At 40.5% G+C, this 24,902-nt stretch carries 21 protein-coding genes; 13 read left to right on the top strand and 8 right to left on the bottom strand.

All coding sequences use genetic code 11. From position 1 onward, the window contains the following. Positions 1–2: 2 nt before the first annotated feature. Positions 3–554 carry a PadR family transcriptional regulator gene (locus NST73_RS18785; RefSeq protein ID WP_008347390.1) on the bottom strand — a complete coding sequence of 184 codons (552 nt, stop codon included), beginning with the start codon at positions 552–554 and terminating at the stop codon, positions 3–5. A gap of 182 nt (positions 555–736) precedes the next feature. On the opposite strand from NST73_RS18785, the gene NST73_RS18780 reads away from it, so the two are divergent. From NST73_RS18780 to NST73_RS18760, 5 genes are all read left to right on the top strand, one after another. Next, positions 737–1,630, top strand: a complete 894-nt coding sequence (locus NST73_RS18780; protein WP_046344838.1) for a hypothetical protein — start codon at positions 737–739, stop codon at positions 1,628–1,630. Positions 1,631–1,731: 101 nt separating this feature from the next. Beyond that, complete coding sequence (locus NST73_RS18775; protein ID WP_144678998.1) at positions 1,732–2,685, top strand: hypothetical protein; 954 nt, start codon at positions 1,732–1,734, stop codon at positions 2,683–2,685. 330 nt (positions 2,686–3,015) lie between these two features. Next, positions 3,016–4,875, top strand: coding sequence for a beta-glucoside-specific PTS transporter subunit IIABC (locus NST73_RS18770; protein ID WP_342499281.1), 1,860 nt, complete (start codon positions 3,016–3,018; stop codon positions 4,873–4,875). Between the two features lie 4 nt (positions 4,876–4,879). Continuing rightward, entirely contained in the window at positions 4,880–6,346 is a 1,467-nt protein-coding gene (locus NST73_RS18765; RefSeq protein ID WP_144679000.1) for a glycoside hydrolase family 1 protein, read from the top strand. A 31-nt stretch (positions 6,347–6,377) separates the two neighbouring features. Continuing rightward, a complete protein-coding gene (locus NST73_RS18760; RefSeq protein ID WP_008347382.1) occupies positions 6,378–7,226 on the top strand; it encodes a PRD domain-containing protein in 849 nt (282 codons plus the stop codon). A 93-nt stretch (positions 7,227–7,319) separates the two neighbouring features. Here NST73_RS18760 and NST73_RS18755 read toward each other — a convergent pair whose 3' ends face one another. After that, the gene (locus NST73_RS18755; protein ID WP_342499280.1) at positions 7,320–8,498 is read right to left on the bottom strand and encodes a tetratricopeptide repeat protein; all 1,179 of its coding nucleotides are present in this window, start codon (positions 8,496–8,498) and stop codon (positions 7,320–7,322) included. A 414-nt stretch (positions 8,499–8,912) separates the two neighbouring features. On the opposite strand from NST73_RS18755, the gene NST73_RS18750 reads away from it, so the two are divergent. Then, entirely contained in the window at positions 8,913–9,125 is a 213-nt protein-coding gene (locus NST73_RS18750; RefSeq protein ID WP_017359929.1) for a hypothetical protein, read from the top strand. A gap of 31 nt (positions 9,126–9,156) precedes the next feature. On the opposite strand, the gene NST73_RS18745 is transcribed toward NST73_RS18750, so the two are convergent. The 4 genes from NST73_RS18745 to NST73_RS18730 form a co-directional block, all read right to left on the bottom strand. Then, entirely contained in the window at positions 9,157–9,918 is a 762-nt protein-coding gene (locus tag NST73_RS18745; RefSeq protein WP_144679001.1) for an ABC transporter ATP-binding protein, read from the bottom strand. Between the two features lie 13 nt (positions 9,919–9,931). Next, positions 9,932–12,259 (bottom strand): ABC transporter permease, encoded by a 2,328-nt coding sequence (locus NST73_RS18740; RefSeq protein ID WP_144679002.1) that lies wholly within the window; start codon positions 12,257–12,259, stop codon positions 9,932–9,934. Beyond that, positions 12,256–13,509, bottom strand: a complete 1,254-nt coding sequence (locus NST73_RS18735) for an MFS transporter (protein ID WP_144667415.1) — start codon at positions 13,507–13,509, stop codon at positions 12,256–12,258. The genes NST73_RS18740 and NST73_RS18735 overlap by 4 nt, the downstream gene beginning before the upstream one ends. Positions 13,510–13,578: 69 nt before the next feature. After that, positions 13,579–14,229: a TetR/AcrR family transcriptional regulator gene (locus NST73_RS18730; protein ID WP_008347371.1), complete on the bottom strand. Its 651-nt coding sequence runs from the start codon at positions 14,227–14,229 to the stop codon at positions 13,579–13,581. Positions 14,230–14,390: 161 nt separating this feature from the next. Here NST73_RS18730 and NST73_RS18725 point away from each other — a divergent pair, with 161 nt between their 5' ends. The 7 genes from NST73_RS18725 to NST73_RS18695 all read left to right on the top strand — a co-directional run bounded on the left by NST73_RS18725 (position 14,391) and on the right by NST73_RS18695 (position 21,153). Continuing rightward, positions 14,391–15,503 carry a sugar diacid recognition domain-containing protein gene (locus tag NST73_RS18725; protein WP_301232096.1) on the top strand — a complete coding sequence of 371 codons (1,113 nt, stop codon included), beginning with the start codon at positions 14,391–14,393 and terminating at the stop codon, positions 15,501–15,503. A 117-nt stretch (positions 15,504–15,620) separates the two neighbouring features. Then, positions 15,621–16,892 carry a GntP family permease gene (locus NST73_RS18720; RefSeq protein ID WP_144679004.1) on the top strand — a complete coding sequence of 424 codons (1,272 nt, stop codon included), beginning with the start codon at positions 15,621–15,623 and terminating at the stop codon, positions 16,890–16,892. 29 nt (positions 16,893–16,921) lie between these two features. Beyond that, a complete protein-coding gene (locus NST73_RS18715; RefSeq protein ID WP_144679005.1) occupies positions 16,922–18,061 on the top strand; it encodes a glycerate kinase in 1,140 nt (379 codons plus the stop codon). A gap of 93 nt (positions 18,062–18,154) precedes the next feature. Further along, complete coding sequence (locus tag NST73_RS18710) at positions 18,155–18,493, top strand: zinc ribbon domain-containing protein YjdM (RefSeq protein WP_129547988.1); 339 nt, start codon at positions 18,155–18,157, stop codon at positions 18,491–18,493. 328 nt (positions 18,494–18,821) lie between these two features. After that, positions 18,822–19,751 carry an ABC transporter ATP-binding protein gene (locus NST73_RS18705; protein WP_008347360.1) on the top strand — a complete coding sequence of 310 codons (930 nt, stop codon included), beginning with the start codon at positions 18,822–18,824 and terminating at the stop codon, positions 19,749–19,751. Continuing rightward, positions 19,748–20,698, top strand: coding sequence for an ABC transporter permease (locus NST73_RS18700; RefSeq protein ID WP_047946708.1), 951 nt, complete (start codon positions 19,748–19,750; stop codon positions 20,696–20,698). Before NST73_RS18705 ends, NST73_RS18700 begins: the two co-directional genes overlap by 4 nt. Positions 20,699–20,724: 26 nt before the next feature. Next, the gene (locus NST73_RS18695; protein WP_024720447.1) at positions 20,725–21,153 is read left to right on the top strand and encodes a DUF4064 domain-containing protein; all 429 of its coding nucleotides are present in this window, start codon (positions 20,725–20,727) and stop codon (positions 21,151–21,153) included. A gap of 44 nt (positions 21,154–21,197) precedes the next feature. Here the strand turns inward: NST73_RS18695 and NST73_RS18690 are convergent, their stop codons facing one another. Together NST73_RS18690 and NST73_RS18685 are read right to left on the bottom strand one after the other, a co-directional pair. Further along, entirely contained in the window at positions 21,198–22,526 is a 1,329-nt protein-coding gene (locus NST73_RS18690; protein WP_024720446.1) for a citrate:proton symporter, read from the bottom strand. Between the two features lie 294 nt (positions 22,527–22,820). Then, entirely contained in the window at positions 22,821–24,887 is a 2,067-nt protein-coding gene (locus NST73_RS18685) for a beta-galactosidase (protein WP_144679006.1), read from the bottom strand. Positions 24,888–24,902 lie beyond the last annotated feature (15 nt).

Here is a 24,902-nt window from a genome sequence, read left to right as displayed (position 1 = left end):
GTTCATCCTTCTTTCTTCATCGATTCACAGGTCTCCACGCACCAATCAATTCCAGCCTGCGCCACTTTCTTTCCGTAATCTAATGTATATAGCCAATACTTCGCATCAGCTTCATCTGGATACAGCTCTTGAATGTTTTGTTCAATCGCAACATATGTCTCATAACGGATACGGAGCTGCCTCTCATAATCTTGTAAAAGCACCAATTTTTTCTCAAACGAAAGATATTGACCAAAGAATAACTTTAATAACACTTCATTTCGTTCTGATGGTACTTGATCGAGCGGCTGCGCCAGCCATTGCCTCAACGTGTCCAGCCCTTTTTCAGTCAGATGATACTCCCGCTTGTCTGAGCGCCCAGTTGTAGAAGCGGGTGAAACCTTCGCAAGCCCTTCCTCGACTATTAACTTTAAAGCTGGATAAATTTGTCCATAACTAATTTTCCAAAAGTGATGCAAGCTCCTATCAATTAATTGCTTCACTTCATACCCAGACTTACAATCTGTCGTTAAAATCCCCAAAATCGCATACGTCGTATCATTGTATTTTTTCATTGATTAACACACCTATCTAAAAGATATATCATTTAGATATATAATAAACGATGTATAACTGCAGATACAAGAGGTATGAGAAAAAAATAAATGCTAGAAAGGAGGTGAAGAGATCACTGATTGGTTAATCAATAAGATGAATCCTTCATATAGAGTGAACGATCATAGTTTGGAGGGGACATATGAGTAAATCAAAAATCTGGATCATGACTATTCTGGCGGTACTACTGATTGGTGGAGGCGGTTGGATAGCCTATCAAGCAATCGCAAAAAAGAGTGGTTTGAATCATCCCTACGCCTTTGCATATAAGACTCATGATCGTGTGAACTGGTTCAAGGTAACGGAAAGAAACGGAAAAGTAACAGGTCATCTGAATGAAACCATTTTAGAGGAAAATCCGAAAAGGCATTATGACCCCAATCTATTTATCAACAAATATCAATTAACTGGGAAATCAATTGAAAACGGTTACGAATTTTATGTGAAGCAAGGGAAAGAAACGGTCACATATGAAGTTCACCTTGCCGAAAAGGATCTTTCTGTGAAAAAACAAGGTGAAAAGCACAGCATCACATACAAAGCAGTTGATCAAATAAACCTACGTGCTGTTCAACAGGACATTCATACTCGATATGAGAAACTGATGGATGACACGGAAAATAGATTTCATGATTATGTACGAAACTTCATTAAGAAAGTAACAGGCGCTTATGGTTATCTGTATACGGCAGAGGATGGTTCGTACCAACTATTTCTAAAAGTAAAACGAATGTATATGCAGTCTGAATGGGCAGGTTCTTTTCTAATGAGAAAGGCCCCAGGAGATGGTGGTGAACCTTATAAAGAAACGAAACATACAGCTGGTGGAGTTTCAGATGGGATGATGTTTGATTTGAGTACTTATCCTGCAATTGAAAAGGGTTTTATTTTAGGTGAAACTGACCGAGACGCAACATACATTAAATTTCCTTTTAAAATGGCAGGCGGGACAATAGAATTTAAAGCGGTCACGAAAGAGGAATATCAAGAACAAACAGAAGCATTCAAAAAGAAGGCGAAAGAATGGCAAAAGTAGATCGTGTTGGAACAGATGAATGTTGTGAATGGCATTTCAGGGCGATCAGAATAAATAGGGATCATGAAGGTTTTTCAAAACATATATGAGTGGAGGTACGTATGAGTAAACTGAAAATGTGGGTCGTGTCTATCCTGGCAGTACTCATCTTAGGTGGAGGCGGCTGGACAGCATATCAAGCAATCGCACAAAAGAATTCATTAAATCATGCCTATGCATTTGCGTATAAAACGAAGGATAGAATGAGCTGGTTTGAGATATCTGAGAATAAAGGCAAAGTAACGGGGCATTTGAATGAAAAGTATATAGAAGAAATATGGTGGGACCCCAAAATATATAAAAAACAATATGTAGTGTCCGGGAGTTCAAAGGAAAACGGTTATGAATTTCGAGTCAAACAAGGCAAAGAAACAATCATATACGAAGTTCAAATGTCTGGGAAAGACCTATCTGTAAAAAAACAAGGTGATAAGAAAAGCAGGATATATAAAGCAACCAATCGAAAAAAGCTAGATTCGTATCACAAAAAAATTCAAGATCGACATCAACATCTAGTTGATACATCAGAAACTAGATTTTATGACAATATGAGACACTTCAGGGATAAAGTAGCGAAGGTATATGGTTTTCTATATACGGCAGAGGACAAACAACTATTTTTACAAGTGGAAAGCATGCATATTGAGAATGGATGGCTCGGCTCTTTTCTAATAACAACTGTTTCTGAAGATGGTTGTAAGCCATATAAAGAAATGAAATTAGAAGTCGGAGGCTTTACGGATGGTGGAGGATTTTTAGACATGAGCTATGATCCTATAATTGAACAAGGTGTACTTATAGGTTCGACTGATCGAGATGCAAAATCAATCAAACTGCCAATTAAAAAGACCAACGGTACAATAGAGTTAAGAGCTTTCACGCGTCAGGAATATAAAAAACTCCCTAAACCATATATCATGACAGGCGATTCGGTAGAGTTAAAAGCTGTCACGAAAAAGGAATATGAAAAACAAGCGAAAGCATTTAAAAAGAAAGCAGAAGAAAAGAGAAAATAGGCATCTTAAACCAGATGAGTGAATCAACTTATCTGGTTTTTTATGGAGAAACATTTTGTTGATTGATGATAGAAGGAACAAAAGAGTTGCTTTAAGTAAATAAAGAAAAGTATTTTGGGTATATAGACCTTAATAAATTTCAGAAAAATAAATGTTGACGCTTTCATATAATCAATATATACTAAAAACAAATCCAATATAAATAAATTAGACATGTGACTGGTCATGCAGGCAGGATCTAAAAACGATGAATTTCTTTAATTTGTCGTTTTAGGTCCTTTTTTTGTTGCCAAAATATAGGTCTCATGTATGAGAAAAGGAGGAGAAAAAATGGATTACACACAAGTCGCCAAAGATGTTTTACAGCATGTAGGTGGTAAAGAAAACATTGCACACCTTGAACACTGCTCAACAAGACTTCGCTTCACACTAATTGATCAGAAAAAAGCAGATGTACCAGCATTAGAAAAAACACCAGGTGTCATAGCTGTCAGAATGTCAGGACAATGCCAAGTGGTCATTGGGAATGACGTGATTGAAGTGTATCAACAGGTAACAAATTTAATGGGCGGCAGCTCATCCGGGCAAGGCGTGCCATCCAATCAGCCAAAAGAAAAAAGAAAAGCAGGCACAGTTCTATTAGATTTCATTGTGGGTGTCTTCCAGCCGCTTGTTCCGGCTATCGCAGGTGGAGGAATTTTAAAATCATTTCTTCTCCTTTTCTCTTTATTAGGCTGGGTGGATGCAAAAGGCGAAACCTATCAAATACTGAATATGGTGGGTGACGCACCACTATACTTCCTGCCATTACTAGTCGCTGTCACAACGGCAAATAAACTAAAGGTAAACCCACTGGTCGCATTATCAGCAGTCGGTGCACTCCTTCTTCCGAACATGACAGCCATGCTTACTGAAGGTGCGCAATTAATGTCATTCGACGTAAAAAATATAGCTTATGCGTATCAAGTGTTTCCAGCAATCCTTTCTGTATTGCTTTACGCTCAAATGGAAAAATTCTTCACACGATTTTCACCAAAACCAATTCGGATTTTCTTTGTCCCAATGATGTCATTAGTCATTACTGTACCAGTTACGTTACTGTTATTAGGACCACTTGGTTTTACAGCAGGACAAGGATTTTCATCCGTTATTCTTGCGATGTTTAATACAGTAGGCTGGGTAGCTGTCGCAATATTAGCAGCGGTACTCCCGTTTATGGTTGCATCAGGCATGCACAAAGCAATGGTCCCTTATGCAGTGACAACGATGGGGAACCTCGGGAAAGAAGCACTTTATTTACCAGCATCACTTGCGCATAATATTGCGGAAAGTGGAGCATGTTTCGCAGTGGCACTACGCACGAAAGACAAGGTACTCAGATCAACAGCCATTTCGGCAGGAATTTCAGCATTTTTTGGCATCACAGAGCCTGCTTTGTATGGTGTGACACTTCAAAATAAACGCGTACTTGGAAGTGTCATGATTGGTTCGTTTGTTGGCGGGATCTTCATTGGATTAGTTGGTATACAAGCTTTTGTACTTGTTGGTCCTGGATTAGCAAGTATGTCGATGTTTATATCAGATGAGCTTCCACGAAATCTAATGTTTGCTGTCATTGGAGCTGTCATTTCCTTCGTTGTTGCTTTTATCGCTGCTTTTGTATTAGGTAAGGATAAAAAAGTAGAAGAAAAGACAAATGATCAAGATGCATTTGCTGAACAAATTGGAGCAGGGGAAACTTTCAAAAGCCCTGTGATTGGTCAAATGATCTCTCTATCTGAAGTAAAAGATGATATTTTCTCTTCAAAGGTCATGGGAGACGGAATTGCCATTGTTCCTTCAGAAGGAGCGTTATATGCACCAGTAGATGGTGAGGTCACCTTGCTGTTCGAAACAAACCATGCACTTGGTATGAAAACGGACAAAGGGGTGGAAGTTTTATTCCACATTGGCATTGATACTGTACAGTTGGAAGGACAGTATTTTTATCCAAAAGTGCAGGCAGGAGATCGTGTACAAGCAGGGGATTTACTCATTGAATTTGATGTAGAAAAAATCATGGAAGCAGGATACGATCCAGTTACGCTTGCTGTCATCACGAATACAGATCAATATGATATTAAGGTACAGCCATTACAAGAGGTCAATCGCCAAGATACATTGATGGTTATCACCCAATTAGGAGGCTAAACATATGACGACAATAAAAGGTTTTCCAAAAGGATTTTTATGGGGCGGCGCCATTGCCGCCAACCAAGCAGAAGGCGCTTGGAATGTAGATGGAAAGGGCCCATCTGTTGCTGATATTGCGATGTACCGGTCTAATTTGAGTGTAGAAGATTATGAAGGGCATCTAGCTGTTACTTCTGAAAATATAGATCGAGCGATGAAAGACCCAGATGATAAAAAGTACCCAAAACGCAGAGGTGTTGATTTCTATCACCACTATAAAGAGGATTTGGCTCTATTTGCTGAAATGGGTTTTAAAACTCTTCGCATTTCTATTGCATGGAGCCGTATCTTCCCAACTGGAGAAGAGAAAGAACCAAATGAAAAAGGACTCCAATTTTACGATCGTTTATTTGCAGAAATGAAAAAACACAACATAGAACCGATTGTGACACTGTCACATTATGAAATGCCGTTAGCACTGAGCGTGAAATATAATGGCTGGGTTGAAAGAAAAGTCGTTGATCTCTTTGTTAAGTTCGCCAATGTATGTTTTGAACGCTATAAACATGATGTGAAATATTGGCTTACCTTTAATGAAATAGATAGTATTCACCGCCACTCTTTTATTACAGCAGGAATCATTCCTGATCGCTGCCCAGAAGGGAAAGAGGAAGAAACGGTTTATCAAGCACTCCATCATCAATTCATTGCCTCTGCACTCGTAACAGCAGATTGTCATCGCATCATACCAGGCAGTCAAGTAGGGTGTATGCTGACAAAATTAACAACGTATCCGCACACTTGTCATCCGAATGATGTGGAGCGGGCATTGAAACAAAACTTAGAAAACTATTTCTATGCAGATGTTCAGGTATTTGGTGAATACCCGCCGCTTATCAAGCGCATGCTTGAGAGAAAAAACATTCATATCCAAATGGAATCAGATGATCTTTCTATTTTAAAAGAAAATACAGTAGATTTTATCTCGTTCAGCTACTATATGTCTTTAACTGAATCAGCTGATGAAGGATTAGAAAAAACGGATGGAAATACCATCCGTGGGGTCAAAAATCCTTACCTTCCATCTACTGATTGGGGATGGCAAATTGATCCGGTTGGTCTGAAAATTTCTTTAATAGAATTATATGATCGTTATCAAAAACCACTGATCATTGTAGAAAACGGCATGGGTGCAAAAGATGTTGTTGAAAGTGATGGATCAATTCACGATGATTATCGTATTAACTATTTCAAAGAGCATTTCCGCCAAATGAGAGAAGCGGTGGAAGAAGGCGTTGACCTCTTCGGATATACGAGCTGGGGCTCAATTGATATTATAAGTGCAGGTACATCACAGATGTCAAAACGATACGGGTTCATTCATGTAGATCAAGATGACGATGGAAACGGTACATTAAAACGTTCTCGTAAAGACTCATTTTATTGGTACAAAAAGGTCATTGACACAAATGGTGAATCGCTTGATTGAAAAACCACAATCATGAAAACAGGTGATAACGATGTTTAAAATCAAAAAAGTTTTAAACTCGAGTGTGGTTCTGGCTGAAGATCAGAACCAACAGGAGATGGTTCTATTCGGCCGGGGGATTGGTTATGGACAAAAACCAGGTCAAATGATTGAAGAAAAGAAGGCAGATCAAGTGTTTATGTCTGTCGATAACATGAGAGCGAAGGAATTTCTCCAACTGTTAGATTCAATGCCGCAAGAGTTTATCGATTTAACTCAGCATATTGTTCAATATGCTGAAAAACGCTTAAACTCAAGTCTGAATTCTGGTGTCTATTTTACCTTGATGGACCACTTGAATTTTGCAGTAGAACGGCACAAGAAGAATATTAATATTACAAATCGAGTATACTGGGAAATCAAAAACTACTATACCGAAGAATTTGAAGTAGGTAATTATGCGCTTGAGTTAGTCAACAATACATTGGGCATACAATTACCAAAGGAAGAAGCGGCCAATATCGCCTTCCATTTAATTAATGCGTTAGGTGAAGAGTCCGATTCCAAAGATGGCATGAAGTATGCCAAGATGATCGGAAGTATTGTGAATCTTGTCCGCTATACGTTGAATATGAAAATGGATCAAGAGAATATTCATTACAGCCGATTTATTACACATGTGAAATTCTTTGTTGAAAGATTTTACGCAAATAAATTATTATCAGATCAAGAAAATGAGTTGTTTGAACAAATTGCACACTTGTATCCTCAAGCGATGGATGTAGCTTTCAAAATCAAAGATTATATTAAACAGGTGCATAGTATTGTTATTCCTAATGACGAACTTACGTATCTGGCGGTACATATTCACCGCCTCATTTCTTATCAAGAACTAAAATAAATGTGGACCACTTGCCTTGTAACGAGGCAAGTGGTTATTTGTATTGTATCGGTTTATGTTCCGATAGGTCGTTCTGTTGGGCCAAGATTTGTATCATTTAACGAATTGTAAGACACCGTTTGTCCGAAAACAACGATGGCTAAAGCGAAAATGAGTAAACTCACTTTTTTCATCATAATTCCTCCAATTAAGTGTAGTGTGTTCTAATTGATAGGCATCCTTCAAAAAGAGGTATGCTTGGTGAATTGAACCTAGCTCTTCAAAGTGTTTGGCAGCTAGTGCACTTAATTCACGGGCACCTTCAACATCCTTTAATTCTTTCAGAATACTGATGTCATCGAAACAGGTTTGAGCTTTTTTGGATATGTCTTCAGTGAAATATAGGTGATAGAGAAAATTCATTTTTGCTGTATAGATGGGGTTTCTGTCTATTTCTTGTTTTTGTTTGACCAATTCAAAATAATAGAGAGCTTGCGACTTTTCATCAATGGAGAGTAGTTCTTTTAGTAACATAAACATGGAGTGTTCGAAATAACAAGATGAAAGGTAGTCATCATCACTAAGAGCCTTTTCTAGGGCATCAATACATTTTTTTGATTCTCCAACTTCGGCATATAGAATACTGATATTGTGATAAAGCTGTGATGCTAAAAAATGATCGTTTAATTGATTTGAGATGTGTAATGCTTTTGTGTAGTAATTCTCAGCTCTTTTGAAATCGCCAATATCCATGAAGTTGGTGGCTGCGATCACAAAAGCTGCTGCCAGTCTTCTTTCATAGCCATAATGACCTTTGAAAATATCGATAGCATTCTGAATATAATGAAGTGAAATCAGGCTTTGGCGAAGCATCATATATAGGTTTGCGACCTTCGTATGGAATTCTGCTACTTCTATTTCATCAGGAATGTTTTGTAGTTTTTTCTCAGCAATTTTAAACAGTCCGATGGCTGATGCATAGTCTCTGTTATATGAAGCGTAAAGGGCTTTATATAGGTAAAAATAATATTCAATTAAGTCGTTTGTTTTAGAAGGGTATTCTAGCACTGTCGGTTCATTCAGTTTTTTACCTCTTCGTTCATATAACATGAGCTTAAACTTGCCTTCTAGCAATGAATAGTAGGTCAAGACCTCCTGATTCTCTTCCATCTCTTGAAGTAATTCCTTTAATTCTGTGTAGATTGTCTTTGCATTGTGCACATCATGCTTACGAATGGCAATTCGCCAATCATTTAAACGGTTCCCCACCTGTTCAGCTGAAATGATTTTCATGGAAATGTCACCTCTTTAACATCCTTTCGCCTGTTTCAATAAAAAACGATATCACAATTTTTGGTAAAATATAATCGTTTCTGGGAGGTGATTGACAGGAGGTAATAAAAAGGACCTTATGTCATGAGATGTACGTTATTGTATTGATGATTGATTGTTTATTCAAATGAGTAAAATCTTTTTTTTGAAGTCTAAAAACGTGATAGATACTATTAGTTTTAAGTTTATGGTCGAAAATACCATCCGAATATATGAAATAAAGCTTTTTTAGCTATGAGAGAAGAACAATGAAAGGTCGATCTAGAAGGGAAAATCAGTTATGATGTTGCTAGATGATTTTGGAAAAGAAACTGGAAGTTACAGAGAAAGGTGAATATCCGAGACAAGTGTTGACCTTTCAGAAAGGATGTTGAAATGAAAAAAAGATTTCAAATGTTAAACTGGCAAATGACAATTGTGATGACGACGCTTTTACTTGTTTTAGTCACTCTTTATATCTCAAAGAGATACTTTTATAGCAAAGAAATTGAGTTGCTGACAGAATCTTGTCAACAAGAAGATGGCAAAATCATACTAGAAACAAATAGTTTGACTATGGATTACTCCTTTGAGTGTAAGAAAAAATAAAACAGGCAGCTTTCTGCCTGTTTGACACCAATTAAAACCCTAAGTTTTGTAACCACTTGTTTAACAAGGCCTCTCGTTTCTCAGCGGTAAAGCGATCGTATTTTCCTAAATTTAAATGGGCTGAAATTTCACCGTCATTCATAAACAAAATTCTTTCAGAGCAAAGGGCCACTTTTGGATCATGGGTGACGAGAAGCAGAGTTGTTCCTTCAGAATTGATTTGTGAAAAAATATCCATGACTTCCTTTGTGGTGCTTGAATTAAGAGCACCTGTGGGCTCATCGGCAAAAAGAATGTTTGGTTCATTCATAAGAGCTCGACAGATAGAGGCTCTTTGGAGCTGTCCTCCTGATACTTCTGATAAATATCTATCAGCTAAATGATCAATATCAAGTTTCTCCATTAAATATTTCGCTCGTTCATTGATTTCTTTTCTCAGCATTTTCTTCGCTAAGTAAGCTGCAGCAATGATGTTATCAAATAGAGTGAGGTTTTTTAGTAAGTGGCTGTGTTGAAAGACGAATCCCATCTCTGATAAGCGTAAAGCTGTTAACTGTTTGTCTGTCATTTCTGATAGCAGTTGACCTTTATATTTGATTTCTCCTCTGGAGGATGTCTCTATACCGCTAAGTTGATAAAGCAAAGAAGTTTTTCCGCATCCTGAAGGTCCCATAATGGTGACAAATTCTCCACGTTTAATGGTTAAGTGAATATTTCTAAGAATGGTCTGTTTTTGTCCTTTTAATGAATCAATTTGTAAAGACAATTGCTTCGCTTCAATTAATTGTTCCATGTGAAACATCTCCTTATGAAAGAGTATGACGACTGATTTTACTAGAAAAAAAGGACTTCAATAACCACGAGATGACAGTTAAATTCACTATAAACAGCAGGAGAGGATACACGATCCAAACCCATTTTGGGGCTAACCACTGAAGGCTGGATGCTCCTAATGATGCTCCGCCTGCACTCATCAACGCCGGACCAATAGTATGAACAGCGATTGCTCCAATGAAGGCGCCAATAGAGAGAACGACGATAAAACTTGTTAAGTATTGATAGGTTAAATCTTTTTGAGAAAAACCAATCGTCCTTAACAAGTGAGTACGATTTAAATCTTTCGCCCTTAACATGTGCAGAAACATCATTAACATTAGGCTGGCTGTTCCAAAAGCTGCGATGGTTGAAAATAATGCAATCAATTTTACTAGAGATGCGGTGCTTCCTATTGTTTGATGCACATATTCTTTCATATCTGTCACTTTTGCAGGAGACATATTTGTTTCAAGTGCTGCTTTTTTCCCTACCATATCTATTCCTTGTTTTAATTGTATTTGAATGGTTTTCCAAAGGGATGAATGAGGAAAAGGCTGAGATAATGCTTTAGCTGTTTTCCCTCCGTTGGTGACGTCTTGATAAATGCCGGTAACCATTTTTTGAACTTGCTGTCCATTTGTGGCGAGAGTGACTTTTTCGCCTATCTTTTTCTGAAGTGAGTCAGCACTCAACACCGATAAAGCAATCTCTTCCTCCTTCAACGGTTCCCGTCCTTGTAAATAGGTGAGAGGGAATGCTGATAGATCACCTGTTTCTAAATAGAGCGTTTCTAATGTATTCTCCATTGTTTTGGCTTGTAGAGAAGTTGTTTCATAGACGGCAGATGTTTGAATGTCTTGGTCTACGCTAATCATAGACTCTATTTTATTTGTACTTTTCTCTAAATGATTTCCCTGCCGAATATCAATTCGAAGGTCACTTTTTCCAGAGCCAAGATATGTGATGAAATCTGGTGATTGTAATGTGTACCATAACTGAATCGGCATTAACATTAAAAATGTACAAAGCGCAATAATACATGTAATTGTTGAATACATCTTTATTCGCGAGAACAGATCTTTCAATCCAAACCAAAAATTGACTGGGAGGAATCTGTTTTTCTGGAGGTACATAGGAATTTGTTTTTTACGGCTTGGTGAGCTTATGCCGCCTTGAATAGCTTGAGCGGCTGATATTTGACCAAATCTCCTTAGGACAGTATAGCTGAATGAGATGACGATCATTGCCGTCAAAATTGACACCAAAAGCGGAATCACCTGATGAATAAAAGAGAAGCGATTCCCCATATATTGCTGAATATTGGCTGTAAACAAATCACCAAACATGAGTGTCATCAAATATCCTGCTATACACCCTATACAGGCAAGCACAGCATACTTCCCAACGTATAATTGTTTGATTTTTGATAAAGGGATTCCTAGTACTTTTAAGATTCCAATTTCACGTTCATCCTCTTCTATAGCGGCCGTCATAGCGAGACGAAGAGAGAGGAGGGAAATGCTAATGAGCAGAAAGCAGACAAGAAGGAGAATGGCGATCACCATACCATCTGTTAGAGCATTCAGCATGCGAAGCAGGGATAATGTGACAGAAGGCCCCTGTTGTGGCAGCTCAGATGATTGATAGAGTGATTGAAAAGCATCTGCTTGACTAGCATCATGCAATAAAAATTCAATTAAGTACTCCTTTTTTTGAAACACTTGATTCAGTGCCACCCAGTCCGCATCATGCAGAAGAAATCTCTTTGAACTGACAAGACTTGGATTCATTTGGGCATCTCGTAAGAACGTTTTGATTTGAAAAGAGAATTGATGAGAGCCTTTTGAAATGAGTAACCTTTCGCCAATCTTTAAATGGTATTTTTGTTGAAAATAAATAGGGACTGCTACTTCTCCTTTATTTACAGTGAGCTTTTCATTTCGTTCGTTTAAAAGGAAATCAAAATAGCGATTTTGCTTTACAAATAAATGATCCATCACACCCGCTTGAGCAGGCTCCTGCCCGAACTTGATGCTGACGTGTTCGATCGGAATCATTGGAACAATTTGATGTGCCTTCACCATCGACTGTTTACTTGAAAATATATCGACCGCTTTTTCATCTAAGCTGCCATCGTGCATTTGGACAAAGTCTGGTGCTTTGGCTGATTGGAGTAGATCAGAAATGGAACCATTCAGCTGGGCCGTCATTTGCGCAGCGCTTGTTGCTAAAAATGATGTCATCATGATGCAAAGGGTTAAGCCGATTGAAATGAGACGGTGGCGGGTTAGGTCTTTCTTGATAAACGTCAATCTCATGAGGCTGATTCTCCTTCATGTCGAAGCATATTTTTTGTAAGGAAGGCAAGTGCAAACATCAAGGCACTCACGATTAACACGGTCACATACATGCTAGCGGAAAAAGTGTTGAACAAGAACCCATACATCATTTGACCGAGCGGTGCAGCACATTGAGAGACCATTGTTAGATTGGCCATGACTTTTCCTAATTGAGCATTGGGTGTTTTCTTTTGCACATGTGAGATGACAACGATCGAAATCATGGTGAGCAGCATGGCAATTGGGAGACACCCTGCTAAAAAGAGAAAATAGGCTGGAAATGTACCAAATTGAAGAGCCATCTTGGATGTTGAAAAAGCAACAGGCAGCAAAATGACTGCGATGACGAGCAGCCAGCGATACAAAGTAGGAATCCGCCAATGTTTCGCTACAAGACCAACTAGCAGGGCGCCTGCGATGACGGCAAACTCAATGATGCCCATTCCTATTCCATACATGATGTCACTGCTTTTCATTGTGACCCTTAAAATAATGGGACCTCCAACGATAAAAAATGGTGTGAGGATGAAATTTAGTAGCGCTGCAAGCAGCATGGCTCTTTTTAAAAATGACTGGCTTCCGATATAGGAAAAGCCTTGTTTCATATCTTTCAAGAGTACTTTGGTCATCGGTTCTGCGAGTGGGCTAGGTGAGAAAGAGATATTTAACCGTAAAAGCATGCATGCTGATAGAAAAAATACAATGCTGCTAACGCCTATGATGACCTGGCTCCCAATGAGTCCGTATAAAACGCCGCCAATGATAGGAGCGACAACACCTGAAAGGGCCTGTACGCCATTCACGATGCCATTCGCTTGTTCTAATTTTTCTTCTTTCACTAGCTGAGGAATACTGGACATCACAGCAGGAGCATAAAACGTACTCATGACACCAAGGAGAATCATGACGGCTCCAATCATATAAAGTGAATCATGACCTGAAAATAACCAGAAATAAAAAGACAGAATCATAATGCCAGTAAGAACATCAAATAAAATCATCAAATTTCTTCTGTTAAACCGGTCAGCAATTGCTCCAGCTAATGGCGAAAGGAGGAGCGGGATATTGGATAAAGCGAAAAGCAGAGCATATAAATCAACACGATGTGTCATATCCAAGACGTGTAAAGATAGAACAAAACGAATCAAGGAAGACCCGAAAACGGAAATAATTTGCCCGAGCACGAGGTAGATAAAGTGGGTGGAACCATTTTTGGCTGATAACGACATGAAAATCACTCTCCTTTTAGACCGACCGTCAGTCTATAATGTATGCAGGATTGGTATTGAAGTGACCAATCACTGATTATTGTCTTCCGGTTCTCCAGTTAAACGTTGGAGAAGGAAGGAGAAACTCCCCTTTTCTGCATGTAATGAGGCTTCAAGGATTGCGATAAATGCTAGAGCTCGTTGTATGCTTTCCGCTGTGGTCCATTGGAAAAGTCCCTCATCAAAGATAACCTGTGCAGAAGCGAGGAGAAATTCGACAGTTTCTTGCGGGTAATCCGTTTGAAATATCCCTTCTTCTACCCCTTGCTGAATGACTTCTGCTAAAACGGGTGATAGCTCTGTAATGGCTTTGATCAAGCTTTTTTGATGCATCTCTGCATTAGCAGGCTGATGAAATTGTTCGATCATGCCTTCTTTATGGCTGCCCTGTTTAGGAGATTGTGCCATGATGATGCGAAATAATTTATCAACCACTGAGATATCTGGATCAGCGGCAATACGCTTTGCCTCGATGATATCTGCTTTTATGATCCGGTCAATGATTGCATCCATCACTTCTTCTTTGGAAGTAAAGTAATAATAGAATGTGCCTTTTGCAATGCCAACGGCTTTGAGGATGTCAATAATTGTGGTTTGCTGATAGCCTTTGGTTGAAAAAAGCTTCTCTGCTGCATTTAAGATATCATTTTTGCGTTCCTCAGGATGTTTAACGGTTCTCATAAAGCCATCCTTTCTTTTGACTAGACTGTCGGTCGGTCCCTTGATTCGATTAAACACTTTTTGGCGTATCTTTGTCAATGGCTGTTTTTTTTTAGCTTTGCATTTATTGTGCAATGACACTATGATACATTGAATGAAAACCCCTTCAGGAGAGATGCTGAATGCAATTTTTAACCAGTGAATTGGCGCAAGAGATGGTTGAACGTACGATGCATATTTTACATCAAAACATCAATGTCATGAATGCAGATGGTGTCATTATTGGGTCTGGTGAACGAAAAAGGATTGGACAAAAACATGATGGAGCACGTCTAGTGCTGTCAAGCGGAGATAGTGTGGAGATTGATCAGGAGACATCCCGCTGCTTAAAAGGCGTGAGGCCTGGAATCAATCTGCCTATTTGCTTTCGCGAACAAGTCGTTGGTGTAATTGGGATTACGGGTGAGCCAGGGGACATTCGTCATCATGCCGAGCTGGTGAAAATGGCAGCTGAGCTCGTATTAGAGCAGTCTTTTCTACTTGAACGCTTCCAGTGGCGGCAGCGAATAGAGAGTGAAATTGTGAATCAGCTCATCTCCGAATCTGACATGGGTGATCATCAGCTGAAGCATCGTGCTGACTGGCTTGGAATGGATTTAGACAAGCGGCGAATGGCTATTGTTTTTCAGCCGATTCCATCGTCCGAGGATACTGTACACAAAATGATGCATGCCATTCAATACGATAAGAATGCGGATGATTTACTAGGCATGACCTTCCGTCATGAATTGATCCTATTAAGACAGCCGATATGTGACCATCAATTCAAGCATGTGATCGAACAGCTGCAACAAACAATGGCAGGTGCAGTTGATGGACAAGTGCTAGTGGGTGTAGGAACTGTCGCTGAGGACATGAGTCAATTACCGTTGTCCTTTCAGCATGCGAGAGAAGCCCTGCGGTTAGGAAAGGTGCTCCATCCAGAGGAAAGCATATATGTTTTTGAATCTTATCAGCTTGAAAGCTTGTTTATAAAAGCGAGAGCCGCCAAAGAGGGCAAACGGTGGAGTGATTTTTATCATCCGCTGATACAAGAAACGGAACTCGTTCAAACGTTAAAGGTTTACATTGAAGAGGGCGGGGATTTACAAAGAATCGTTGATCGTCTATTTATTCACCGTAATACACTGCGATATCGTTTAGATAAAATCCAGGCATTGACCGGAAAAGATCCTCGTCATGTGAAACAGTTGATGGAGCTGTACATAGCACAATTGGACAATCAACTGTCTTAATTGTGCATTTGCACAACTGGATGAAGAAATAAATAAAAGAAGTTCATCTAGATTCACAACTCGATCCCGACAAGTAAACGCTTACAATTAAGAAAAGACAATCAGGAGGGATGGAGTATGGGTGGAGATGTGACAGTAAGTACATTGGGCGCATTGACTGCGCTTGTGATCGCTATTGTTCTCATTCTAAAAAAAGTATCACCTGCTTATGGCATGCTGGCAGGCGCATTTATTGGCGGTTTGGTTGGCGGTGTAGATGTTGTGCAGACCGTGAACGTCATGATGGAAGGCGCAAAGGACATGATTCCGGCTGTTCTTCGAATCATGGCGGCAGGTGTACTGGCAGGGGTCTTAATTGAGTCGGGTGCAGCGTTATCTATTGCGGAGGCCATCGTGAAAAAACTTGGAGAGGCGAGGGCACTTTTAGCACTCGCACTTGCAACAATGATTTTAACAACGGTGGGTGTTTTTGTAGATGTAGCAGTCATTACAGTAGCACCAATCGCACTTGCCATTGCCAAGCGTGCAAAACTTTCTAAAACGGGTATTTTACTTGCGATGATTGGAGGAGGGAAGGCGGGGAATATCATGTCACCGAATCCGAATGCCATTGCAGCCTCTGATGCTTTTGGTGTCCCGCTTACTTCCCTGATGGCGGCAGGTGTCATACCGGCTATTTTCGGGATAGCCGTCACGTATGTTTTAGCCAAAAAGCTTGCGAATAAAGGGACACCTGTTTTGGAAGAGGGAGCTGACCAAGGCGAGGTTCAAGTACCTGGTTTTCTACAAGCGCTTGTAGGCCCGCTTGTGACCATTCTCTTGTTAGCCTTGAGACCGTTGTTTCAAATAAATATTGATCCAATGATTGCCTTACCAATAGGAGGAATTGTAGGCGCTCTTTTCATGAAAAAAGGGAAGTTTCTCAATGATTATGCGATGTCAGGGCTGCATAAAATGTCAGGTGTAGCGATCATGTTACTAGGGACAGGTACATTAGCTGGAATTGTATCGAATTCTTCCATGAAAGCGGTATTTATTCAGGCGCTTGACGCTTCGGGATTACCTCCTTACTTGCTTGCACCAACGTCTGGAATTTTTATGTCAGCAGCCACAGCTTCGACAACTGCAGGGACGGCAGTTGCAAGTGGTGTATTTAGCGGAACTCTTATTGGTCTTGGTGTATCTGCCCTTTCAGGCGCAGCTATGATTCACGCTGGCGCAACTGTGCTAGACCATATGCCACACGGAAGCTTTTTCCATGCAACGGCTGGAAGTGTTCAAATGGATATAAAAGAACGGTTGAAATTAATGCCCTTTGAATCGTTAATTGGTTTGACATTAACCGTTGTATCGACCATTATCTTTGGTATTTTCCAGCTGTTCGGCTGAGGACTTAATGAGAAACGAGGGGTTTTTGGATGAAAATTGTGATCGCACCAGATTCATTTAAAGAAAGTTTATCTGCTTATGGGACAGCATGTGCCATTGAACGAGGATTTCGCTCTATTTTGCCAGATGCAGAATATATGAAAATCCCAATGGCAGATGGAGGAGAAGGCACAGTTCAATCGTTAGTGGATGCGACAGGCGGAACCATTGTCAATCAAGTGGTCACAGGCCCGCTTGGCAAACCTGTGGATGCCTTTTTTGGTATGTTGGGAGATGGGCAGACAGCTGTCATAGAGATGGCAGCAGCATCAGGATTACATCTTGTCCCGCCAGAAAAACGGAACCCCTTATTCACGACGTCTAGAGGGACAGGAGAATTAATGCTTGCAGCGCTGGATAAAGGAGCGAAGCATTTAATCATTGGGCTTGGCGGAAGCGCAACAAATGATGGCGGCGTTGGCATGATGCAAGGTTTAGGTGCTTCTTTTCTCGATAAAGCAGGCCAAGACCTCACGCCGGGCGGTGGATCACTGAATCAATTAGCTTCTATTGATCTATCTCGACTGGATCCAAGATTGCGATCAGTCCGTCTGGAAGTGGCGTGTGATGTGGATAATCCTTTAACGGGTGAAAGAGGAGCGTCTGCTGTGTTCGGTCCTCAAAAGGGAGCAGATACAGAAATGGTTCAACTGTTGGACAAGAATTTATCTCATTTTGCACAAGTGGCTAAGCAGCATCTTCATGTCTCCTTTGGGGATGCGGCAGGTGCAGGAGCGGCAGGAGGACTGGGCGCGAGTTTATTAGGCTTTTTACAGGCTGATCTGCAAAAGGGAATCGATATTGTACTGAAAGCCGTACATTTTGCTGACGTACTAAAGGACGCTGACCTAGTCATTACAGGGGAAGGGCGGATTGATCAACAGACCATTTACGGCAAAACGCCAATCGGTGTAGCCAAAGCTGCGAAACAATATGGACTCCCTGTGATTGGCATCGCTGGGTCCCTCTCAAAAGACAGTGCAGTCGTACATGATCATGGCATTGATGCACTTTTTAGTATTGTCCCTGGCGTCACGACTCTGGCTGAAGCCATGTATGATGCTAGTGTGCATGTAGAGAGAACAGCAAGGAATATTGCGGCTGTTATGACATTTGGAAGAGATAAGTAAATGATGAAAAATGTTTCCTTTTCTATCACATCCCTTTCTATAGAAATGTGGTAAAATGGTTCTAAATGAAAAAGAAAGTTGGAGGAAACACAAATGTCTAATCTACCGAATTGTCCATCGTGCAGTTCAACCTATACATACGAGGATGGCAGCATGCTTATTTGTCCTGAATGTGCGCATGAGTGGTCGCTAGAACAAGAACAAGTGGCAGAGGAACAGCTTGCTGTCAAAGATGCGAATGGAAATCTATTAAGTGATGGTGACACGGTCACTGTGATTAAAGATTTAAAAGTCAAAGGTTCTTCTTCGGTTTTAAAAATAGGGACGAAGGTCAAAGGGATTCGTTTAGTCGAAGGCGATCATAACATTGATTGTAAAATTCCTAGCTTTGGCGCGATGAAGTTAAAATCGGAGTTTGTGAAGAAAGTATAATATATGAAAAGAGGCTGTCGATCATCAGCCTCTTTTTTATTTCGATATTTATAGGTGAAAGGTATAATCTTAAACATCATTTCATACATATGTACCTATTGAAAATCATTCTTTTTTTAAAAAATCAAGCCTCTTTTCTTATAAAAATTCACGCTTTTCTTAACTCTACCTTAAAAAAGGCAGATGATTCTCTAAATTTTGCCTAATCCCCTTCACAACTTTTGGGCATTGCTGTACCATATGGAAGTGTTCTTCTATTTTTGACGGATCATGGTGTTTATCAGGAAATAGATGATAGATGATACTTAGACAAAGAAGGAGAGGTAACGTGACGAACGTTTTAGAACTGCAAAATGTATCTAGGCATATTCGCGGGAAAAAGATTGTTCAAGACTTGAGTTTCTCTGTCCAAGCGGGCGAAGTCTTTGGCTTCTTAGGGCCGAATGGCGCAGGAAAAACGACAACCATTCGCATGATGGTCGGTCTTTCTCCCATTACATCCGGTGACATTCTGATTAATGGTCATAGTATTCAAACCTCATATCAGCATGCCATCCAAGATGTCGGTGCAATTATTGAAAATCCAGAAATGTATAATCATTTAACGGCAAGACAAAACCTTGTTCATTTTGCCAGAATGAATGGAAAAGTGGATGAAGGTCGAATTGATGAACTGCTAGAACTAGTTAGTTTGCAGCATGTGAAACATAAGCGTGTCCGTACGTTTTCATTAGGAATGAAGCAGCGTTTGGGGATTGCTCAGGCATTGATACATAAACCGAAACTGCTAATCTTAGATGAGCCGACCAATGGACTAGATCCAGAGGGAATTCGTATGATACGAGATTACTTGAGAAGGTTGGCAAAGGAAGAAGGGCTTGCTGTCATTGTTTCAAGTCATCTCATGTCAGAAATGGAATTGATGTGTGATCGTTTCGCCATTATCCAAAAAGGAAAGCTGATTGCGATTGAGGATCAGCGTGCAGAGACGAAGCAGGATGATTTGGTCAATTATCGAATGAAAGTAGCATCAAGTGAGCTTGAAGAAGCTCAAAAGCTCATTGAAGCATTTGAGGAAGGCATCACAGTTAGAGAAGAGGAGCAGTACTTATTCTTCTCCATCCTAGAAGAGAAGATGCCACAATTGATTCGTCATTTGAGCGAAGCTTCTATTCATTTGTACGAAATCAAAATAGAAAAACAAACCTTAGAAGATAAGTTCTTAAGCTTAACAGGTAAAAAGGAGGCAGACGTATGATTCGCCTCATTCAAAACGAGTGGATGAAAATCAGTTATCGTGTGGGTACTTGGATTATGGTTGGGCTTCTTGTTTTAGGTATGATTGCGACGTTGATTTTTGCTGTTAAGACAAATGACGGAGATCAAGCATCCGGTGATTGGAAAACTGAGTTGCAAGAAATCAATAAAGCAAATAAGAAAGAATTGAAAGAGGATAATATAGGATTTTATAAGAGATCCCTTGAAACCGATATAGCGATCAATGAGTATCGAATCAAACATGATCTACCTCCAGCCGATCAATTCGGTAAAAATGCATGGACTTATGTGAAAACAAATGCTAATTTGCTTCAGCTGGTCGGTGTATTTGTGATTATTATTGCAGCCACAATTGTTTCGGCTGAATATAAGCATGGTACAATTAAATTATTACTGATTCGTCCGCCATCCAGGTTGAAGGTTCTTTTGTCTAAATACTTTACCGTTCAACTATATTCACTTTTCTTGATCGCTGTCCTATTTATCTTATCCTTTATCTTAGGTGCGATATTCTTTGGACTAAACCATGATTATGTGTATTTAGCTTATCAAAATGGTGAAGTCATTGAACGGTCTCAGTTTGCAAATATGGTCTCTTATTATTTGGCGCATTGTGCTATGTTTGTTGTATTAGGGACACTTTCTTTTGCCATCTCAACGGTGTTTAGAAGTGAGGCCATTTCCATAGCGATTAGTGTATTAGCCTATGTTGTCGGAGCATCCATCACAAGCATTTTGATGTTCTTCTTTGATTGGGCGAAATACTTATTGTTTGCCAACGATCCTGTACAGTATTTCGCAGAAACACCTACTTATATCGAAGGCATGTCCCTAGGATTCTCACTAACGGTCCTAGTCATTTACTGGGCCATCTTCTTGGCGGTTGCTTTAATCGTCTTCCAAAAGCGAGAAGTAAAAACAGGTTAATTTAACTTTTTAGGAGGTTTCTATCAATGATTAAGCGTAAAGGTGAAAAAATTATGGGGATTATCAGTATTGTCCTCAACGTAATTGGTGTTGGTTTTGGGGCATTGATGCTCTCTGTGGACCCAGCAGTTTATGAAGAATTGAATGAAGTGTTAAAAGAGGAAGGCAGCGCCTTGCCAGTTGAAACACTTGAGGCATCGGTTCATGCCTTTGGCGTTCAGTTTATGGTTGTTTCCGCAATTGCGGCTGTCTTAGCCCTTGTTGGTGTGATTGTTTTGAAAACAGACCGCCGTGCCGTGCTTTCTGGTATTCTTTTCTTGGTTTCGGCTGTGACTCTTTTAATTGGAACTGTTGGTCTTGCTTTCGTTCCGATGATCTTGTTGCTAATCGTTGGATTGATGTCACTCATTAGAAAACCGAAAACAGACATTCACACGAGTGAGTATCCTTCATAATTCAAAGAAAAAGACATGCGCTGGTTTGCGCATGTCTTTCTTTTTTATATGATGCCAATCAGTTTGGCGATGATGAGTAAAACGATACTGAACCCCCACATCCAAAAGAAGGAGTAGCGGATATGTTTCCCCATATCGACCCCTGCAAGACCGATGGCAAGCCATACAGCAGGTGCAAGGGGGCTGACAAAGGTGCCGATGATATTTCCAATCATCATGGCGTATGCTGCAGATGTCCCTGACACACCAACCTCTGATGTAATCGATTCGACAATCGGCAGAAGTGCATAATAATAGGCATCCGTACTTGTCAGCATATCAAGCGGAACCCCAAATATCCCCACAATGATATGTAAAAATGGCAGTAAGAAAGCTGGCAAAATGTGAATACTGTCCACTGCAATCGCCTTCAGCATGCCCGTTCCTTCAAGAATTCCTAAAAAAGAACCTGCGGAGAAAATTACAGCTGCCATCATTAGTGCACTTGGAGCATGCGCCTTAATTCGCTCCATTTGTACATTTACATTTGGAAAGTTAATCAGAAGTGCTAGTGAAAGACCAATCATAAACATATAACTAGCAGGAATCACGTTCAGCACGAGAAGGACAACAACAGCTAAAAATAGAATGAGGTTGACCCACATTAAGTGATAACGCTTTAAAGACGCATCGCCTGTTTCGCTGATCGATTGAATAGCACGATCCCAATCGGCGCCTTCTAATTGGACAGCAGCTATTTCATTTGCCGCGATTTTCACCCGAATTCGTTTTTCTTCTCTTTTTCCTAAAATGAATGCCATTCCTAATACGAGCACGACCCCGATCAGCTGAATGGGAATAAGCGGTACCCACAGTTCAGATGGGTCCATATTTAGGACACTAGCTGCCCGTCCTGTGGGGCCAGCCCATGGAATCATATTGGTTAATCCAGCACTCGTTCCGATTAACAATAGCAATAAATAAGGACTCATATGTAATTTTTTATAAAGTGGAAGCAGTGCAGGTACAGTTAATAAAAAGGTTGTAGCGCCTGCTCCGTCTAAGTGTGCGATGACTCCAATCAAGGCAGTTCCCATCGCAACTGTGACAACATTCCCTTTTGTCAGCTTGATTAACGCTTTAATTACAGGTTCAAAGAACCCTGTATCTTGTAAAATGCCAAAAAATAAAATGGCGAAGATAAACATGGTCGCCACTGGCAAAACTTTGATAATCCCTTGTTCAAAGAAAGTTTGAATGTCATTGATACCAAATCCTGCGATGAGCGCCCCTATTAAAGGCACCATGACCATGGCGACAATTGGACTTGCTTTCCCCCAAATCAGCAAAACAACAATCGTTAAAATAATCAACAATCCAACAAACGTTAACATAAGCCCCTCCCCCTACAATAAACCGTTTACATTTGTTTGTTTTTTTACCAATGCAATCCCACATTTGCATTGAAAAAAAGAGTATCAAAAATATGAGTATTAGGCAACCGCTTTCATACCTATACAATGGTAAAAAAGGATGGCGAGGCCAATCATGGTGCGGTGTTCAATATGTCAAAAAATTTAGATAAAAAATAATACTTCTATTGACAATCTACTACCGGGAGAAAATATATAGGTATTTAGATTCAACAAAAAGTAAAAAGCGCCCTTTGAATGGACGCTTCTTTCACACTATTTTTTCAAAATAACGTATTCGTAAGGATTCAGTTGTAACTGTTGAGATGTATGCTGTCCAGTCAGCATATTTTCATAGCTTTCCGCTGAATCTAGTGAAATGTTCTGTTGCTGTTCTGTAAAATTCATCATAAACACAAAGTCCTGCGATCCATCTGTTCGTTTCTGTACACTGACTCCCTCTGGAATTGAAGAGGAGAGGATCGGCTTTATCCCTATTCCTGTGATGAGATCTTCGTAAAAATCATCATAAAACGCTTGCTCATTTTCAGAAGCCATATAGTATGCTTTCCCTTTGCCAAATGGACGGACAGTAAGGGCGGGCTGTCCTTCATAGCAGCCATTCTCAAAATGCCCTAACACAGAGGCTGATTCTGGGTGAATGGATTCGCAATATTGCCCGACATGGTAGGTGCGTCCATTTCCTGTGGTCATTAAAACGTGTTCATCTGGCATCAATGTGTTGATTTCCTCTGCCCAAACACCAAGTACATGGCGGAGAGGGCCAGGGAAACCACCGAGGAAACAGAGGTCGTTTTCATCAACCATGCCGCTCCAGTACGTTGCCACAAAAATGCCACCCTCTTTGACAAATGCTTCGATCTTTTCTGCCACGCCTGGTTTGATCATGTAGAGCATTGGTCCCACAAGCACTCGATAGGATGAGAAGTCCTTTTCCATCCCGACAATATCAACAGGGATGCCCTTTTTCCAGAAACTACGATAGTGAGTTTGGCAAGCCTCTACATAGCGTTTGTTGGTATTATTTAAGCCTTGCGCATCATCAATTGCCCAATGGTTTTCCCAATCATATATGATGGCGACCTCTGGTTGAACGGATGTACCCGCAATCGGTTGAAGCTGCTCCAGCTGTTTTCCTAAATCAGCGACTTCTTGAAACACACGCGTGTGTTCATGTCCTGAATGATCCACAACAGCGCCGTGGAATTTTTCAGAGGCGCCCCGGCCTTGTCTCCACTGGAAATAAAGGACGGAGTCGGACCCGTGGGCAATCGCCTGCATGGCAGAGAGGTGTGCCATTCCTGTATGCTTCACCTTATTCACTTCATGCCAGTTCACGAGGCTTGGTGTGCTTTCCATCACAAGAAACGGCTGACCGCCCTTTAATGAACGATACAAATCGTGAACGAAGGCGACGTTTGACGCTAATTCTACAGTGGATTCTCTGCCGCTATGCCATGCTGGATAGCTATCCCATGAGATCACGTCGACTTCTTTTGCAAATTGATGATAATCCAGTCCAAGAAAAGGACGCATATGCGGATAGTCGCCCATAAAATTGGTGGTTACTGGCACATGAGGTGTTAATTCTCGTAGCGGTTCAATTTCATTTTGATAAAAATTGATCGTTTGTGCTGTGACAAAACGCTTCCAGTCTAGGTTCATGCCATGAATCATGTGCTCGCCATGAGGGGCTGGTGACTCGATTTGTGACCAATCGGTAAAGGTGTGGCTCCAAAATCCCGTCCACCATGCTTGATTCAAAGCTTCAAGGTCATGGTTGTATTTGTCTTTCAAATAGTCTCTAAATGCTTCTTGGCAAAGATCACAATGACATTCGCCGCCGTATTCATTTGAAATGTGCCACATGATCAGCGCTGGATGGTCCTTGTAGCGTTCAGCAAGCAAACGATTGAGTGTATTCGTTTTTTCTCGATAAACCGGTGAGGTGAAGCAATGATTATGGCGAAGTCCGTGTAAGTTGCGCTGGCGGTTTGCTTCAACGCGTAAGACTTCTGGATATGTTTGCGAGAGCCAAGCAGGTCTTGCTCCGCTTGGCGTGGCGAGAATGGCGTGAGCTCCCTGCGCTGCCAAGCGATCCATGATATCATCCAGCCAGGCAAAATCATATTCCCCTTCTTTTGGCTCGAGCTTGCTCCAAGCGAAAATGTTGATAGAGAATGTTTGACAGTGTGCAAGCTTCATTAATCGAAAATCTTCGTCAATGATCTCCGGCATATGAAGCCATTGATCAGGATTATAGTCGCCACCATGCAAAAAGCCTTTCACATCTGGGTGAACGAGTGGGTAACGCTTTCCCATTTTGTCACGTCCTAT

The sequence above is a fragment of the Bacillus sp. FSL W7-1034 genome, assembly GCF_038593365.1.
In the GTDB taxonomy this organism is placed as follows: domain Bacteria; phylum Bacillota; class Bacilli; order Bacillales; family Bacillaceae; genus Bacillus; species Bacillus altitudinis.
The sequence above is the reverse complement of the archived record's forward strand: the minus strand, read 5'-3'. Positions and strand labels throughout refer to the sequence as shown.